15 protein-coding genes are annotated in these 17377 nt (G+C 66.4%); 6 read left to right on the forward strand and 9 right to left on the reverse strand.

The features are described from left to right. Window positions 1-69 precede the first annotated feature (69 nt). The gene (locus E4K65_RS31990; RefSeq protein WP_135177519.1) at window positions 70-1275 is read left to right on the forward strand and encodes a CaiB/BaiF CoA transferase family protein; all 1206 of its coding nucleotides are present in this window, start codon (window positions 70-72) and stop codon (window positions 1273-1275) included. Between the two features lie 178 nt (window positions 1276-1453). On the opposite strand, the gene E4K65_RS31995 is transcribed toward E4K65_RS31990, so the two are convergent. The 5 genes from E4K65_RS31995 to E4K65_RS32015 all read right to left on the reverse strand — a co-directional run bounded on the left by E4K65_RS31995 (window position 1454) and on the right by E4K65_RS32015 (window position 6594). Then, the gene (locus tag E4K65_RS31995) at window positions 1454-2989 is read right to left on the reverse strand and encodes a hypothetical protein (protein WP_135177520.1); all 1536 of its coding nucleotides are present in this window, start codon (window positions 2987-2989) and stop codon (window positions 1454-1456) included. A gap of 93 nt (window positions 2990-3082) precedes the next feature. After that, window positions 3083-4054, reverse strand: a complete 972-nt coding sequence (locus E4K65_RS32000; protein ID WP_167771309.1) for a hypothetical protein — start codon at window positions 4052-4054, stop codon at window positions 3083-3085. A 372-nt stretch (window positions 4055-4426) separates the two neighbouring features. After that, window positions 4427-4924, reverse strand: coding sequence for a TPM domain-containing protein (locus E4K65_RS32005; RefSeq protein ID WP_135177522.1), 498 nt, complete (start codon window positions 4922-4924; stop codon window positions 4427-4429). A 5-nt stretch (window positions 4925-4929) separates the two neighbouring features. Further along, a complete protein-coding gene (locus E4K65_RS32010; protein ID WP_209312105.1) occupies window positions 4930-5847 on the reverse strand; it encodes a TPM domain-containing protein in 918 nt (305 codons plus the stop codon). A gap of 138 nt (window positions 5848-5985) precedes the next feature. Beyond that, entirely contained in the window at window positions 5986-6594 is a 609-nt protein-coding gene (locus tag E4K65_RS32015) for a LemA family protein (RefSeq protein WP_008563456.1), read from the reverse strand. Between the two features lie 177 nt (window positions 6595-6771). Between E4K65_RS32015 and E4K65_RS32020 the strand changes: the two genes are divergently transcribed. From E4K65_RS32020 to E4K65_RS32030, 3 genes are read left to right on the forward strand one after another with little or no spacing between them, the layout of a single operon-like run. Beyond that, window positions 6772-7626, forward strand: a complete 855-nt coding sequence (locus tag E4K65_RS32020; protein WP_135177524.1) for an enoyl-CoA hydratase — start codon at window positions 6772-6774, stop codon at window positions 7624-7626. A 4-nt stretch (window positions 7627-7630) separates the two neighbouring features. After that, the gene (locus tag E4K65_RS32025) at window positions 7631-8779 is read left to right on the forward strand and encodes an acyl-CoA dehydrogenase family protein (RefSeq protein ID WP_135177525.1); all 1149 of its coding nucleotides are present in this window, start codon (window positions 7631-7633) and stop codon (window positions 8777-8779) included. Between the two features lie 17 nt (window positions 8780-8796). After that, window positions 8797-9993, forward strand: a complete 1197-nt coding sequence (locus E4K65_RS32030) for an acyl-CoA dehydrogenase family protein (protein ID WP_135177526.1) — start codon at window positions 8797-8799, stop codon at window positions 9991-9993. Window positions 9994-10237: 244 nt separating this feature from the next. On the opposite strand, the gene E4K65_RS32035 is transcribed toward E4K65_RS32030, so the two are convergent. The 3 genes from E4K65_RS32035 to E4K65_RS32050 all read right to left on the reverse strand — a co-directional run bounded on the left by E4K65_RS32035 (window position 10238) and on the right by E4K65_RS32050 (window position 14689). Next, window positions 10238-12559, reverse strand: coding sequence for a xanthine dehydrogenase family protein molybdopterin-binding subunit (locus tag E4K65_RS32035; protein WP_135177527.1), 2322 nt, complete (start codon window positions 12557-12559; stop codon window positions 10238-10240). 223 nt (window positions 12560-12782) lie between these two features. Further along, the gene (locus E4K65_RS32045) at window positions 12783-13661 is read right to left on the reverse strand and encodes a dihydrodipicolinate synthase family protein (RefSeq protein WP_135177529.1); all 879 of its coding nucleotides are present in this window, start codon (window positions 13659-13661) and stop codon (window positions 12783-12785) included. 62 nt (window positions 13662-13723) lie between these two features. Then, complete coding sequence (locus E4K65_RS32050; protein ID WP_135177530.1) at window positions 13724-14689, reverse strand: VOC family protein; 966 nt, start codon at window positions 14687-14689, stop codon at window positions 13724-13726. 183 nt (window positions 14690-14872) lie between these two features. On the opposite strand from E4K65_RS32050, the gene E4K65_RS32055 reads away from it, so the two are divergent. Both E4K65_RS32055 and E4K65_RS32060 read left to right on the forward strand, forming a co-directional pair. Then, window positions 14873-15739 (forward strand): S1C family serine protease, encoded by an 867-nt coding sequence (locus tag E4K65_RS32055; protein WP_135177531.1) that lies wholly within the window; start codon window positions 14873-14875, stop codon window positions 15737-15739. Beyond that, on the forward strand, window positions 15736-16107 hold the full coding sequence (locus E4K65_RS32060) for a response regulator transcription factor (RefSeq protein WP_135177532.1): 372 nt from the start codon (window positions 15736-15738) through the stop codon (window positions 16105-16107). Before E4K65_RS32055 ends, E4K65_RS32060 begins: the two co-directional genes overlap by 4 nt. 13 nt (window positions 16108-16120) lie before the next feature. Here the strand turns inward: E4K65_RS32060 and E4K65_RS32065 are convergent, their stop codons facing one another. Then, on the reverse strand, window positions 16121-17362 hold the full coding sequence (locus E4K65_RS32065; protein ID WP_235885802.1) for an amidohydrolase family protein: 1242 nt from the start codon (window positions 17360-17362) through the stop codon (window positions 16121-16123). Between the last annotated feature and the right edge of the window lie 15 nt (window positions 17363-17377).

Consider the following 17377-nt stretch of genomic DNA (forward strand, 5'->3'; position numbering starts at 1 on the left):
TGCTCCCATGATGTGGCCGCGCTAATTCCAGCACGCGGGAAACAACAAGAGCGAGGGAGCAACGCCGCGATGGAAAAAGGCATTTTTGCAGGGCTCAAGGTTCTGGACTGCGCGAGCTTCATCGCAGCGCCCGCGGCCGCGACCGTGCTGTCGGATTTCGGCGCCGACGTCATCAAGATCGAGCCGCCCGGCGCCGGCGACCCCTACCGCAATCTGCCGAACATACCGGGCTATCCCACTGGGAAGCATAATTTCGCCTGGCTGCTGGAGGCCCGCAACAAGAAGAGCATCGCGCTCGACCTCTCCAAGCCGGAGGCGCAGGCCGTGCTCTACAAGCTCGTCGAAGAGGCCGACGTCTTCATCACCAACATGCCGCCGCCGGTGCGCGCCAAGCTCGGCATCACCTATGACCACCTCGCCCATCTCAACGACCGGCTGATCTACGCCTCCTTCACCGGCTATGGCGAAAAGGGCGAAGAGGCCAACAAGCCCGGCTTCGACAGCAATGCCTATTGGGCGCGCTCCGGCCTGATGGACCTCGTCCGCGCCGACACCGACACCACGCCGGCGCGCTCGGTCGCCGGTATGGGCGACCACCCCTGCGCCATGGCGTTGTACAGCGCGATCGTCACCGCGCTCTATCAGCGCGAGAAGACCGGCAAGGGCTCGCATGTCGCCTCCAATCTGATGGCGAACGGGGTGTGGGCCGCGGGCACGCTGGCGCAGGCAAAACTGTGCGGCTCCAAGTTCGCCGAGAGGCGGCCGCGCGAACGCGCGCTGAACGCCGTGGCCAACCACTACCAGTGCAAGGACGGCCGCTGGTTGATCCTGTCGCTGCTGAGCGAGGAGAAGCAGTTTCCGATACTGGCCAGATGCCTGGGACGCGAGGACCTGATTGACGATCCGCGTTTCGCCACCAAGGCCGACCGTCACGCCCGTTCGGTCGAACTGATCAAGGTTTTTGACGAGACCTTCGCCACCAGGGATCTTGCCGAATGGCGCAAGATTCTCGACGGCAACGGCCTCGTGTTCGGCATCGTCGGCATTCTCGACGACATCCCGAACGACAAGCAGATGCTGGACAACGAGGTGCTGGTGCCGTTCGAGAACGACACCATGCTCACCATCTCCAGCCCGATCTGGGTCGACGGCGCCAAGAAGGTGCAGCCGCGCAAGCCGCCCGGCGTCGGCGAGCACAGTGACGAGATCTTGCGCGGAGCGGGATACGACGAGGCCGCGATCAAGCAGCTACGGGGCTCGGGAGCGGTGGGGTAAGAGGCGCGCCAGCGCTCAACGCCGCTGTGGAGATAGCTCGCCCCCACAAACTCCGTCATTGCGAGCCAACGCTCTGGGCCGTCATGGCCGGGCTTGTCCCGGCCATCCACGATCTTGAGCCGCGGAAACCAGAACGTGGATGCCCGGGCCATCCAAATCGCTCTGGCTTGCGCACGCGCTAACGCGTCTTGATGAAGCACATGCCGATGCGGCGCGAGGCCGCGGCGGCCTGACAGGTCAACCCTTTGGCACAGCTCCACGACGTAAAACTCTTGTCGGGCGTTCCCGATCCCGCATTTTGCAGGGAACAATGCGCGCCCCAGCCGTCCTGATATTCGGTGCCGGCCAGCTCCTGGCTGCCGCGGGCCTGCGACCGGCTGGCAAATCCACGTGAGAAATCAGGGCGCTGTCCGGCCGCGAACGCGGTCAGGATGTCGCGGCGGCGAAGCTGGTCGCCGAGGAAATGCGGCGAGGCCGGCACGATGGTGGAATTGGACGGCTTGTCCGCCAGCCAGTCCACGCCCGGAAAATGGAAGCCGCCGATGCCGCGGGTCTGGTGACAGCCGGCGCAGGTGACGTCGTTGAGACGGCGCTGGAAGCCTGCGACCGAACGGATGTTCTGCATGTCACCGCGCGCGGCCGCTTGCTTCAACGCGCCGACCACGTCGCTGTCGCTGAAAACGGGATCGCTGTTGCCCTCCCCTTGCATCATGCCGAACTCCGGCTGCAACGCGGACGCATCGAGGCCCGCGGGTGTCGGCACGACCGCGGCCTTGGCCAGGAATTTCTCGGGGATCAGCACCGTGCCGCGATCGAATTCGCGCAGATGGTCGGGCGCGAGCAGCCACGCCTTGAAGTCTCGCCGGAGATCGTTGTCCGCAAAAATCCGGTCGCGGTCGATCTGGTTCTCCAGCGTCGATTCCTCGAACGTCTTCGTCGCGGCATCATACTTGAACACCTTCAGCAAATAGTCCGAGCGGAAGTCGTGCAGCGCCGATTTCGGCGCGATGGAGACCTGGATGTTGGTCTCGATGCGATCGAGCATGGCATCGTAAGGATGGAAGCCGCCGCCGATCAGCCCCTGCCAGTCGCCATTGTCGAGCCAGCGCCGCGCGACCTCGGCGCAGGTGACCGGCTTGCCGTTCGAAGCAATCTGGCGGGCATCGCGCGCCTTCATCACCAGATTGAACGTCATCGGCAGGCGCGTCGCCGTCTTGCTCCCATCCGGTCCGGCGTCGAAACGGGTCAGCCGATAGATTAAGCGGATCTCGCCGCAGGACTCCTCCGCCACATAGGCGCGGTCCATGCGGTTGACGATGCCGGCCAGCACGAAACGCGTGTTGGGGGATTTCAGCGTGGCGCGATCGAACAGCTGTACGTCAAAACTTTCGCCGACGCCGATGGTCTCGCTCGGCCATGCCGCCTTGTGTCCTGCGATGTAGCGATCGAACTCCGCATCGATTGCCGGCGGAATTGGCGCAAGCTGCGGCATCGAGGAGAACAGCAGATCGCTCGTGAGCGGAAAATCCGCGTTCCGCTGCGGCCACACCAGGCGCGAGATGGTGAGCGCATCGTTCTGGTCGAGCTTGCGCAGGACATCGGGATCGGTGATGGCGGTGCCGCGCGTGAGCTGTGCATTCTCCGCTGCCGGCAGCGACATGGCGCCCCCCAAAAGCACGACGACAGCAAGGAGAATTCGCAACGCGCGGTTCATGCCTTCAGTAACACCGCGCGGGGACGCCTATTCAAGCAAAAAGGCGCTTCACATGGTGGTGAAGCGCCTCTTCGAAAGTCGAATGCCGACGGCTTAGCGCGCGACGATCAGGCCCTTGCTGGTGACGACCACCCAGCGGCCGTCCTGGCGGCGGATCGCATCGACGCGGCCGACGCCGGGAATGGGATCGCCGGCATAGACCTCGTAGAGGCCTCCGCGGCCCTCGATCAGCGCACCGCCGTTCGAGACGTCACGCAGGACCCAGCCGTCGATCGTCGGGAGCCGGCCGACCTCGGTCCTGGGCGCGGCGGGTACCGGAGCCGGTGCGGCGGCCGCGGTCGCAACCTGGGTCGGCGCGATCGAGCCGGTGGTTTCCCTGGCGGGCGCCGCGGCTGCGGCCTGCGCGGGGGCGGCGGGCGGCGTCGCACGGAGCTTGTCCACAGTCTCTGACAGTTTTGCGATCCTGGCCATCGGCTCGGCCTGCGCCTTCTCGAGCTTGTCGAGGCGGTCGTTGGCCCGGTTGAACTGGCTGAGACCGGTCTTGGAGGTGTGCTCGACATTCGCCTTGAGCGCGACGACGTCGGCATCGATCCGCGCGACGGAGGCATCCAGGGCGCTGGTGTCGGCGACCTGCGCCGGCGCCGGCGCCGGCGCGGCAAAGTGCATCATGCCGGCAGTTGCAAGCGCACCGCTGATCGCACCGACGCTGGCGGCAATCGCCACCACTGCGACCATCGCCGACAGACGGCGCTTGCCGCCGGCCTCGCGCGGCTCGTCCGCCTTCACGTGCGGGGCGAAATCTTCGCGGTCCCAGGACCGGTCGGAGGGGGCCATCACGATGAGCTTGCCGGGCTTCGGCTCGGGCTTGCTCTCGGTCTTCGGCTCAACCTTGGCCTCGAACTTCGGCACCTCGATCCGCGGCGGCTCGATCTTGACCGGATCGGGCTTGGGCGGCGCCTCATGGTCGGGGGCGATCGAGGGCGCCTCGATCCCGGCAGCTTCGACGGCCTGCGGCGCGGTCGCAGCTTCGACGACGCTCGTGTCTTGGGCAGCCTGCTCAGCCATTGGTTCGCTCACGGCTCAAATACTCCACGCTGGATTGACCTTTTGGTAACTTTCATTGCTTGCGAAATCCTTACCTTCGGACCCGCTTACCGAAATTTTAGGAAGTCATCAGGGGCCGAATTGGGCCGGGAAAGTGGAACCGGTGTGGCGGGCGTGAAACAATTTGTAATCGGGGGAAGATGAACGGCCGCGCAACAGCCGAGCCGTCGAGAGTTGGCGCGCGATCTCAACCTCGTCATTGCGAGCGCAGCGAAGCAATCCAGACTGCCACGGCGGAAAGACCCTGGATTGCTTCGCGGTGCCTGTCATCGGGCCGCGCTTTGCGCAGACCCGTTGGCTCGCAATGACGGAGTGCGAGTTACTGCCCGTCCGTCACATCACCACCGGCGCATCCGGCAGCTCGTTGCGATGTGGGCCGCCTGGCGGAAAATGCTCGGCCAGCTCGCGCGACACCGACGCGATGCCGTCGATCACGCCGCGCTCGAACTGGCCGGACCTGAACTCCGCCTCCATGGCGCGGCAGATGGTCTCCCAGCCCGCCGCGCCCACCTTCGCGTCGATGCCGCGGTCGGCGATGATCTCGACGTCGCGGTCGGCGAGCAGGAGATAGATGAGGACGCCGTTGTTGTGCGCGGTGTCCCAGATGCGCAGGTGCGAGAACACGTCGAGCGCGCGCTCGCGCGCCGGCTGGTTGCGGAACAGGGGGCCGCCGTCAAGCGCACCTTCGACGACGAAGCGGACCTGTCCGGAATGCGTGGTCTCACCCTGCTTGATCGCCTGCTCGATGCGGGCGAGCACCTTTGGCGGAAAGATCTGCTTCGCGCGCCAATGATGCTGCACGAGATGTCTGGCAATGCGCTTGATGCTCATGACCGCTACCAGCTCCCCGAGGCGCCGCCGCCGCCAAAACTGCCACCGCCGCCGCTGAAGCTGCCGCTGTCGCTCGACGAGCCGCTGCTCCAGCCACCGCCCGACGAGCCGCTCGACCACGAGCCGCCGCGCGACCTCCCTGAGCTGGGAGCCATCGCGGAAAACAGATCGGCGATGAACCCGATGACGAAGCCGAGCGCGCCGAGGGCGAGCGCGATTGCGAACGACCCGAGGATGAGCCAGGACAGCGCCGCGATGATGCCGCCGGTCGCCAATGATCCAAGCAGCCGCCCCAGCATGGCCCGAAAGAAGCCGCCGACCCCGATCGAGGCGAACAGCGTCACAATGAACAGCGGCGCAATATCGTCCAGATTGCCGAAATTCACAGTCGGCGAAGGTACTGGCAGCGGCTCGCCGTCGATGACGCGGATCATCCGATCAACGCCGTCCGAGATGCCGCCGCTGAAATCGCCCGTTCTGAATTTCGGTGTGATGATCTCGTCGATGATCCGCCGCGAGGTGACGTCGGTGAGCGCGCCTTCGAGGCCGTAGCCGACCTCGATGCGCAGATGCCGGTCGTTCTTGGCAACGACGAGGATCGCGCCGTCGTCGACCTTCTTGCGGCCGAGCTTCCAGGCCTCCGCAACCCGGATCGAGAACTGCTCGATCGTCTCCGGCTGCGTGGTCGGCACGATCAGCACGGCGACCTGGCTGCCCTTGCGCATCTCGAAATCGCGCAGTTTTTGCGTGAGCGCGGCGATGTCGCCGCTGGAGAGCGTGCCGGTCTGGTCGACCACGCGGCCAGTGAGCTGCGGCACGGCGACGTCGGCCGCGGCGGGGAATGCGAAGGCGAGGAGGAGTGCGAGCTGGAGGATGCTACACAGCAGGAAGGCAGAGCAGACGCGCCACAACCTCGCTGTCATCGCCCGCGGAGGCGGGCGATCCAGTATTCCAGAGGCCGCAGTGCTTGAACCGGGAGGCCGCGGCGTACTGGATTCCCCGCCTCCGCGGGGAATGACAGTGGTGGGCGGAGCTTGGCGCATTCGCAAAACGTCGCGCGCTTACTTCGACGGCGCAGGCGCCGGATTGAAATCGACCTTCGGTGCGGTCGAGATCGCCTTCTCGTTCTCCACCGAGAAGTTCGGCTTCTCCTTGTAGCCAAACATCATCGCGGTGAGATTGCTCGGGAACGAGCGGATGGTGACGTTGTAATCCTGCACCGCCTTGATGTAGCGGTTGCGCGCCACCGTGATGCGGTTCTCGGTGCCTTCGAGCTGGGACATCAGGTCCTTGAACAGCGCGTCCGACTTGAGCTGCGGGTAGTTTTCGGTGACGACCAGAAGGCGCGACAGCGCGCTGGAGAGCTCGCCCTGGGCGGCCTGGAACTTCTGGAAGGCCGCGGGGTCGTTCAGCACCTCCGGCGTCGCCTGGATGCTGCCGACCTTGGCGCGCGCATTGGTCACGCCGAGCAGCACGTCCTTCTCCTGCTGGGCAAAGCCCTTCACCGAGTTGACGAGGTTGGGCACGAGATCGGCACGGCGCTGATACTGGTTCACGACTTCGGACCAGTTGGCCTTGATCTGCTCGTCCTCGCTCTGAATCGCGTTGTAGCCGCAATTGGTGAGGCTGAGCGAGGCCAGCGCCGCCAGCACGGTCAGGATCTTGCGCATCAAATTTCTCCCGGTGGAATCCGGTGCAAACTACCAGATTGAACGCGCGCGGTACCAGACATCTTGTGCCGGCGGCGCGAAAAGCAGCCGATTGACGCAAGCCCCTTGCCTATCACTGGCCAACATAGTCAACTCAACGAAACAACAAGACCAAACGGAAACGCCAGGGGGAACGCGATGTCCTCGTTCGAGACCATCCTCGTGGAGCGGCCGGAGCCGGCGATTACCCGGGTCGTGATGAACCGGCCCGATGCGCGCAACGCGCAGAACCTGCAAATGACCTACGACCTCAACGCCGCCTTCGATGCCGCGGTGCAGGACGACGCGGTCAAGGTGATCATCCTTGCCGGCAATGGGCCGCACTTCTCCTCGGGCCACGACCTGCGGCCGGGCAGCAAGAATGAAGCGGGCGTCGATTTTCCGCCGATCGGAAATTGGGGCGGCTTCGCCGAAGCCAATGCCCATGGCCGCTTCGCGCGCGAGCAGGAAATATATCTCCAGATCACGCGCCGTTGGCGCAATCTGGCAAAACCTGTAATCGCCGAGGTGCACGGCAAGTGCATCGCCGGCGGCTTGATGCTGGCCTGGGCCTGCGACCTCATCGTCGCCAGCGACGATGCGCAGTTCTGCGATCCCGTGGTCACCATGGGCGTCTGCGGCGTCGAATGGTTCGTGCATCCCTGGGAGCTCGGCCCGCGCAAAGCCAAGGAATTCCTGTTCACGGCCGACAGCTGGAGCGCGCAGGAGGCGCATCAGCTCGGCATGGTCAACCAGGTCGTGCCGCGCGCGGAGCTGTCATCCCGCGTGCTGGAGCTGGCGCGCCGGATCGCATCAAAACCGTCCTTCGCGCTGAAGCTGACCAAGGAGGCGGTGAACCGCTCCGTTGACGTGATGGGCCAGCCGGCTGCAATCGACCAGGCCTTTGCCCTGCATCAGCTCTGTCACGCCCATAACCTTCAGGAGTTCGGCATGATCGTCGATCCATCCGGCCTGCATCCCTTCGTGCGCCAGCCGCCGGCGGCCGCGGAGTAGCGACATGGATCTCAATCTCAGTGACGAGCAACGGCTGCTGCGCGAAAGCGCGGAACGCTTCGTGGCCGAGAGCTACGATGCCGATCATCGCCGCAAGATGGCGAACGACCCGCTCGGCTTCAGCCCTGATGTCTGGACGCAGTTTGCCGAGCTTGGCTGGCTGGCGTTGCCGATCCCGGAGGAGTTTGATGGGCTCGGCGGTGGTGCGGTCGAGATCGGCATCTTGATGGAAGCCTTCGGCCGCGGACTGGTGTCGGAGCCTTATGTCGCGACGGTCGTGCTTGGAGCTGCGCTGATCGAGCGATGCGGCAGCACCGCGCAGAAGCAGGCGAGCCTGCCGAAGATCGCGGACGGATCGTTGAAGCTGGCTCTTGCGCATTCCGAACGCGCAGCGCGGTTCGATCTCGCAAAGGTCGCGACCGCCGCCAACAAGACCGCGCGGGGCTGGCGCCTGGCCGGCAGCAAGATCGCCGTGCTCGACGGCCATGCCGCCGACGAGATCATCGTGTCCGCGCATATTCACGATCATCGCGGGCCGTCGGGGCGGATCGGCCTGTTCCTGGTGCCGGCAACGGCGCCGAGCCTCTCGATCACCGACTATCCGCGGCTCGGTGGCGGGCGCGCCTGCAATATCGAGCTGCCCGACGTGCATGTTCCGGAGGACGCCCTGCTCGGCGACGGCCGCGACGCGCTCCCGGCCATCGAATGGGCGATCGATCGCGCCATGGCCGCGCTCGGCGCGGAAGCCGTCGGCATCATGCAGACGCTGCTGGAGACGACGCTGGAATACACCAAGATCCGGAAACAGTTCGGCCGGCCGCTGTCCGCCAACCAGGTGATCCGCCACCGCCTCGCCGACATGGCGATGCAGGTGGACGAGGCGCGCTCGATGGCGCTGCGCGCAGCGCTGAAGGCAGACAGCACGCCGATCGAGCGCGCGCGGGCCGCATCGGGCGCGAAAGCGAAGATCGGCAAATGCGCGCGCTTTGTCGGCGAGCAGTCGATCCAGCTTCACGGCGGCATGGGCGTCACCGAGGAGCTCGAGGTCGGCGCCTATTTCAAGCGGCTGGTCGCCTTCGACACGCTGTTCGGCGGCAGCGCGCACCACTATGCCCGCCACGCCCGGCTCGGCCGCGCCAGTGTGCCGGCCTGAACCGAAAGGAGCGCATCATGGACCTGTCGTTCAATGCCGAGGAGCGCGCTTTCCAGGACGAGGTGCGCGGCTTCATCGCCAAAAATCTCACCGAGGAGATGAAGCGCGCGACCGCGCTGACGCCGTCGGTGTTCTCCGACCCTGACATCGGCATGGCCTGGCAGCGCGCATTGCACAAGCAGGGCTGGGGCGCGCCGGGCTGGCCGGTCGAATATGGCGGGCCGGACTGGACGCCGGCGCAGCGCTGGATCTTCGAGACTGAGTCCGCTCGGGCCGGGGTGCCGAACGTCAACGTGATGGGCGTCAAGATGGTCGGGCCCGTCATCATCGGCTTCGGCAGCCCTGAGCAGAAGAACTTTTACCTGCCGCGCATTCTCTCCGGCGAGGATTATTGGTGCCAGGGTTACTCCGAGCCGGGCTCCGGCTCCGACCTGTCCTCGCTGAAGACGCGCGCGGTGCGCGACGGCGACGACTACATCATCAACGGCACCAAGATCTGGACCACGCATGCCCACCACGCGAGCCGCATGTTCGCACTCGTGCGCACCAGCGACGGACCGCGGCAGCAGGACGGCATCAGCTTCATCCTGATCGACATGAAGACGCCGGGCATCACGACGCGCCCGATCCTCACCATCGGCGGCGACCACGAGGTCAACCAGGTGTTCTTCGACGACGTGCGCGTGCCCGTCGCCAACCGCGTCGGCGATGAAGACAAGGGCTGGACCTATGGCAAATATCTGCTCGAATTCGAGCGCGGCTCGGGCATCGCGTCGGCCAAGCTGCGCGAGGGGCTGAAGGCGATCGCGGACCTCGCCGAGTCGGACCTGACCGGACGCGCGATCGACAGTCCGGATATCGCCACCCGCATCTCCGAAGTCGAGGTCGACATCGACGCGTTGGAGATGACCGAGCTGCGCGTGCTCTCGGCGCTCCAGACCGGGCAGAATCCCGGCGCGGTGTCGTCGATCCTGAAGCTGCGCAACAGCGAGATCCGCCAGGCCGTGACGCGGCTGGGCGCCGACGTGATCGGCCACGACGCCCTCGCCGTCGAGCCGATGCGCCCGCTCTACAAGCTCAACCGCGAGCCGGCGACGCCTGAGGAGATGCTGACGGTGGTGCCGGAATATCTCAACGGCCGGGCCTACACGATCTTCGGCGGCACGTCCGAGATCCAGCGCGACATCATTGCCAAGATGATGCTGGGGATTTGACTCTTGTAGCCCGGTGTTTGGCGTGCACAAGCGCCGCACACGCCGCTGTCGTCCCGGACAAGCGTAAGCGCAGATCCGGGACCCATAACCACAGGCGGGTGTGGTTGCGGGGACTCGGAGTTACCGGCTTCGCGCCAAACCGCTCCCTGTGGTTATGGGTCCCGGATCGGCGCGCGCTTATTGCGCGCTTGTCCGGGACGACAGTTGAGTTTGTCGCGAAAGCCAGCGCAACAAAGCGTTGCGCTTAACCCGCCTTCGCGTCCCTGATCGCCTGCCAGATCTTCTGCGGCGTCAGGGGCGTGTTGAGCTGGGTGATGCCGAGCTCGGCGAGTGCGTCCATCACGCCGTTGGTGACGCAGGGCGGGCCGCCGATGGCGCCGGATTCGCCGCAACCCTTGGCGCCGAGCGGATTGGTGCGGCACGGCGCGGAATCGTCCAGCGTCACCACGATCGGCGGCACGTCGTCGGCGCGCGGGATGCAGTAGTCCTGGTAGCTCGCGGTGAGGAGCTGGCCGTCGGCATCGTAGGAGACGCCTTCATAGAGCGCCTGGCCGATTCCCTGCGCGACGCCGCCATGGATCTGCCCCGTCACCAGCATCGGGTTCACGGCGACGCCGACATCGTCGACGGTGGTGTAGCGCACGACGCGGGAGACGCCGGTCTCGGGGTCGATCTCGACCTCGCAGATATGCGTGCCGTTCGGCCAGCTCGGCCCGTCAACCTCGCCTTCCGAATCGACGCTGAGTTTTGCGCCGCTCTCCTTCTCGGCAAGGTCGAACAGGCTGATGCGGCGGTCGGTGCCGACCACGGTGAGCATGCCGCCCTGGTATTCGATGTCCTCGATCGAGGTCTCCAGCACGTTTGCCGCCTTCTCGCGCGCCTTCTGGATCAGGTCATTCGACGAGACGGCCACGGCCGTGCCGCCGACGAACAGCGAACGCGAGCCGACGCTGCCAAAACCCATCGCCAGATCGGTGTCGCCTTGCACGACATCGATCTTGTCCATGGCAATGCCCAGCGTGTCGGCGATCATCTGGGTGTAGGTGGTCTGCAGCCCCTGCCCCATCGCCATGGTGCCGGAATGCAGGACGACGCGGCCCTGCGAGGTCGCGTGCAGGCTGACCTTCTCGGTATGGGCGCGGCCGCCGGTCCATTCGATGTAGGAGGTGAGCCCGCGGCCGTAGAGCAGGCCCTTCTTCTTCGCAGCCTTCTTGCGCGCGGCGAAGCCGTCCCAGTCGGCAAGCTTCACGGCGCGATCGAGCATGTGGGCGAACGCGCCGGAATCGTACACCTGCCCCGCCGCGTTGGTGTAGGGCAGCTGCGCCGGCTTGATGTAGTTGGCTTTGCGGATCGCGCGCGGATCCATGCCGATCTTTCGCGCGGCGGCGTCGAACAGGCGCTCGACGATGAAGACCGCCTCGGGCCGGCCCGCACCGCGATAGGCGCCGACCGGCGCGGTATGCGTCATCACCGACTTCACCTCGAAATGCACCAGCGGCAGATCGTAGACGCCGGTCTGCACGAACGGCCCGAGCACCAGCGGGATGATGTTCGCCGCCCCCGAGGAATAGGCGCCGGTGCAGCCGATCGATTTGACGCGGTAGGCCAGCACCTTGCCTTTCTCATCCAGCGCGAAGGACGCGGTCGAGGTGAGGTCGCGCCCATGGGTGCCGCCGACGAACTCGTCGGTGCGGTCGCCGCGCCAGCGGATCTTCTTGTTCAGTTTGGTCGCGGCGTAGGCGACGATGCCGTCCTCGGGATAGAGGTTGGTCTTCTGGCCAAAGCCGCCGCCGATGTCGCCGACCAGCACGCGCACGCTGTCCTTGGGACGCTTGAGCACGGCCTCCGCCAGCACGTCGCGGGTCGAGGCCGGTGTCTGCGACTGCACGTGCAGCAGGAGACGTCCGGTCTTCTTGTCGATCTCGGCAATGGTGGAGCGCGGCTCCATCGCGGAGGGCACGAGGCGCTGGCTGACGATGTCGAGCTCGACCATGTGCGCGGCCTTGGCAAAGGCCTCGTCCACCTTGGCGGCATCGCCGTAAGCCATCGCGCCGACGATGTTGTCGGGCGCCTCCGGCCACACCACGGGCGCGCCGGGCTTCACCGCCTCGACCGGGTCGACCACCGCGGGCTGCACGTCGTATTCGACCACGATCGCCTCGGCCGCGCTCTGCGCTTCCGCGCGGGAGGCCGCCACCACCGCCGCCACCGCCTCGCCGGTGTAACGCACGATCTCATGGGCGAGCAGCCGGCGCGGCGGCACCGTCATCGGCTTGCCGTCGGGGCGCTTGAAGATGCTCAGCGTCGGGATGCTGCCGACGTCGTCCTTGACGAGATCCGCACCGGTGTAGATCGCGGTGACGCCGGGCATCGCGGCCGCCGCGCTGATGTCGATCGAAACGATCCTGGCGTGCGCATGCGGCGAGCGCAGCACGTGCAACCACAGCGCGCCGTCTTGCGGCTTGTCGTCGATGAATTGCCCCTTCCCGGTCAGCAGCCTCAGGTCTTCCAAACGCTTGACGGGCTGGCCCGCTCCGAAACGCAAATTGCCGGGAAGAATGTTCATTCCGTGGGGTCCTCGAGGTCTTTTCGAAACTGCGGGCAGCCTTTTAGCGGATCGACCGGGGGCATACCAGCCGCGGTTTTGGGCGGGATATGCACGGATTCGTCATGCCCGGGCTTGTCCCGGGCATCCACGTTCTTCGTGCAACGGGGCAAGGCGTGGATGGCCGGGCATAGGCGAGCGGAAGCGACGCCGTCCTTCGGACGGCTATGCCCGGCCATGACGACTACGGAGAGACCTCCCGCAGCGCCGCTTCCACCACCTTGCGCGCGTCGGCCGTCAGCGCGGCCTGCGGCGGGATGGGGTCGCCGACGTCGTAGCCCTGGATCGAAAGGCCGGCCTTGATGCAGGCGGCGAGGTTGAAGCGGGCGAAGGCCTCGTTGATGCGCCACAGCCTGCGCTGGAGTGCCATGGCCTCGTCCCAGCGGCCGGCCCGGCAGAGGTCGTAGAGCGCCACGCTCTGGCGCGGGATGATGCAGGCAGGTCCCGCCATCCAGCCGAGCCCGCCGATCAGCATCACCGCGGCCGGAATGTGGGCGGAGGCCGAGAACACACGCAAGGAATCGCCGCAGCGATTCATGATCGAGAGCAGCCGGCCGGTGTTGGTCGAGGCGTCCTTGATGTAGCCGATGCGCGGATGCTCAGCGAGGCGCGCGATGATATCGAGGGTGAGGTCGGAGCGCTGGAATTGCGGGTTGGTATAGATGACGACAGGAATATCGACGGCATCCGCGATGGCGCGGAAGTAGGATTCGACCTGGGCGTCGGCGAGCGGGAAGTACGCCTCCAGGATCGCGAGAATGCCGTCGGCGCCGAGCTTCTGATAGGCCCTCGCCTGTGCCACCGCATCGGCCGTCGAGGTAGAGGCCGCACCGGCCACCACGGGCACGCGGCCCTTCGCGGCCTTGATGGTCGTCTGCACGATTGCCGTCCGCTGCGCGGCGTCGAGATAGGCGAATTCGCCGGTCGAGCCGAGCGGCGTCAGCCCATGAACGCCGGCGCCAATCAGGTCGTCGCAGAGTTTCGCGAGCACGTTCCTGTGCACCGCGCCGTCGGCATCGACGGGCGAGACGAGATACGGGAAGACACCGTGGAAATCGGGCATGTCAGGGGGCCCCCGGAAACTGGTTTGCACCTGACGGGTCTTAGCAATGCCTGCGCAGGCGATCAAACCCTGAGCAGCCGCACCCGCGTGCCCCAGGGGTCGACGGCCTCCACGCCGTCCGCAAGCGCCGTGACTTGCGTGCCGCCCTTGCGCAGGCGCTCCACCTGGGCGGCGAGAATGTCCTGCTTGGCCATCACCAGCGAGAACCAGGCAAGACCCGTGGTCTGATCGTCGCGCTGGCCGGCGCCCTGGCTCTGCCAGACATTCATGCCGAGGTGATGGTGATAGCGGCCCGACGACAGGAACGCGGCACCATTGCGCTTGCGGGTCGGGTCGAGGCCGACCGTGCCGTGGTAGAAGCTTTCCGCCTGCGCGAGATCGCCGACGCGCAGATGCATGTGGCCGATGCGCATTCCGTCCGGTGCCTTGGCGTAGTCGGGAATGCGCGAGTTGGTCAGCGACAGCAGGTCGGGGATGTTGAGCTCGTCGGTCGCCATCTTCACGCTGCCCTCGCTCCACTGCCATTGCGAGGGATCGCGGTCGGCATAGACCTCGATGCCGTTGCCTTCGGGATCGTCGAGATAGACGGATTCACTGACGAGATGATCGGCAAAGCCCGACAGCGGCACGCGATGCGAGGCGGCATGCACCAGCCAGCGCGCGAGGTCCTTGCGGGTCGGCATCAGGAAGGCGGTGTGGTAGAGGCCGGCGGCATTGCGCGGCTCGATCGCGGCATCGGGACGCGACTCGAGCACGAGCAGCGTGATGCCGGCCGTGCCGAGCTTTGCAACTGTCGCCGAGCGCTCCATCACGGCCAGCCCGATCACGTCGCGGTAGTAGTCGGCAACCGTGTCGAGATTCTTCACCCGGAGCGTCACCATGCCGACCCGCATCGGCGTGCGGCTGGCATAGGTCGGCCCGGTGCCTTGCGCAGTGCCCTCGGCGCGTGCAGCAGCCGCGGCAGCCATCGCGAGCGAGGTGGCGCCGGCAAGTTGAAGCAGGGTGCGGCGGGTGAGGTCGATGGTCATCGGTCAGGGCTCGCTGGAAGCGTTTGGGGCCGTGCGGCGCAATGTCGGCCGATTGCTACACGTTCCCGTGAGCGGCTCCCAATCACATGTTCGTCGGCCGGCGCCGGCTCTGTCCTGGCCACCCGGGCAGTTTCGCAATCGCCCGCGACATCCCAGATTGAGGACAACTTACAGGAGACCGCCATGACCGCTCCAACTCCTCTGTCTTCACTGTCGTCCGCGCTCGCGGACGTCGTGGCGCGTACCGCGCCCTCCGTCGTCTCCGTGCATTCGCATCGCTCCCGCGCGGCCGGCTTCGTCTGGAAGCCCGGCCTGATCGTCACTGCCGACGAGGCGCTGGCCGACGAGGGCGAGGTCGAGATCGGCCTCCCCGACGGCAGCCGGGTCGCCGCCACGATCGCCGGCCGCGACCATACGACCGACATCGCGCTGCTGCGTGCCGAGATTGGCGTCGCGCCGGTCAAGCTGGCCGCGACGGTCCCGCCCCTCGGCAGCCTGTCGGTTGTCGTGGCCACCAACCGTGATACGCCGAGCGCCGCGCTCGGCATGGTGTCGGCGTCCGGCAGGAGCTGGCGCTCCTTGCGCGGCGGCGACATCGATGCGCGGATCGAGCTCGACGTTCGCCTGCGTCCCGGCCAGGAAGGCGGCCTCGCGCTCGATGCGACGGGTGAAGCTTTCGGCATGGCTGTGCTCGGACCACGGCGCGTGCTGGTGATTCCGACGGCGACGATCGAGCGCATCGCGCCGCAGCTAGAGGCTCGCGGCCGCATCGCGCGCGGATATCTCGGGCTCGGACTCCAGCCGGTGCGGCTCGACGACGGTATCGGCGCGATGGTGATGAGTGTCGACAAGGCCGGGCCTTCGGCGGCCGCCGGCATTCGCCAGGGCGATGTGATCGTGGCCGTCAACGACCAGAAACTATCCGGTGTGCGCGCGCTGTCGCGGACGCTGGGACCTGCGAGCGTCGGCGCCGTGGTCGACGTCGCGGTGCGCCGCGGCGGCGAGCCGATCAACTTCAAGGTCACGGTCGGCGAGAGGCCGGAGGCGTGAGCGAGGACAAGCTGCCGGAGATCCTGCTGTCCCTGGAGATCGACGATCCCGCTCTCGCCGATCGCCTGGCTGCGCTGCTCGGCAATGTCGCCGGGCTCCGCCTTGCCGCGCCCGGCGAGCGGGCCGCCGCCACGGTCGTTGCCCGCGATCCGCGCGCGAGACCTGAGGACATCGCACTGACGCAGCGCGAGCTCGACGTGCTGGCGTTGATGGCCGAGGGCGCCTCCAACAAGATGATCGCGCGCCAGCTCGGCATCTCCGTGCACACCGTGAAATTCCATGTCGGCTCGCTGCTCGACAAGCTGGACGCCACCGGCCGCACCGATGCGGTGGCGCATGCCGCGCGCCGCGGCGTGATCGAGCTCTGAGCGGCGGCGCGGATCAATCGCCGACGGCGGTCTGCACCAGCGCGCGCATGCGGTCGGTATCGACGACGCGGCCATGGCTGATCACGATGCTAGGCGGGGCGTGGAAGCGCAGGGCCTCGGTGACGTCGGCCTGCTCGAGCACGACCAGATTGGCTGCGCAGCCGAGCCCGAGGCCATAGCGCTCGAGGTTGATCGCCGTGGCGGCGCGCGTGGTGATCATGTCGTAGAGCGTCTCGAACTCGCTTTTCTTCGTCATCCACAACAGGTGCGAGGCGAGGAACGCCACCTCCAGCATGTTGTTGCGGCCGAACGGATAATAGGCGTCGGAAATGTCGTCCTGGCCGAGGCAGACATTGATGTCCGCGCCCAGCAATTCCTTCACCCGCGCGTGCAGCGGACCGTTGTGCGGATTGCTGACGACGCTGACACGGGCCTTTCCGAGCAGCACCATCAGCTCGCGGAGATAGTTCGCGGGATAGAGCGCCATCGCCCGGCAATGATGGGCGAGCGCCCGGCCCTCGACGCCGCGCGCGATCACCGCGCGCGCCATCATGTCGAGCGTGCGCATGTTGGCGTCGCCGACGTCGTCCAGCAGCATCGAGATTTCGGCGCCGTGTTCGGCCGCGAGGTCGAAGCAGAACGCGACATGGCGGCGCATGTCCTCTTCATCGGCTTCGATCCAGGGAATCCCGCCAACGACGTCGGCCCCGAGCGCCATCGCCTTGCGCATCAGACCGTCGGCGCCGGGCTCGCGAAACAGGCCGTCCTGCGGGAAAGCCACGACCTGGATGTCGACGATGCCGCGAAACTCCTCGCGGATCGCAAGCAGCGCCTTGACGCCCTCCAGCCGGGCCTTGGTGTCGACATCGGCGAAGGCGCGGATGTGGAGATTGCCGTGAAGCGCGGCGAGCGCAACCGCGCGCCGTGCGTTCGGGACGATCCAGGACGCGTCGTAATTGCTCTTCACCGCTGCGGCGAGATCGACCGCCTTCGCCGCCTCGCTCATGCCGCCGCCCTGATAGGCCTCGAGCGCCGCCTCCGACATCATCGGCAGGGTCCATACCTTGCAGAGATGCAGGTGCGGATTGACAAATGCCGGCGTCACCAGGCCGCCTTTGGCATCGACAAAGGCCTGTGCACCGAGATCGAGCCGGTTGCCGATCGCGGTGATCACGCCATCGGTGATCGCAATGTCGACGATCTCGCGGCCGCGCGTGCGAGCATTGGTGATGACGAGATCTGGCAGGCGGGACATTGCAGGACTTCCACT

This window comes from Bradyrhizobium niftali, assembly GCF_004571025.1.
Taxonomy (GTDB): Bacteria; Pseudomonadota; Alphaproteobacteria; order Rhizobiales; family Xanthobacteraceae; genus Bradyrhizobium; species Bradyrhizobium niftali.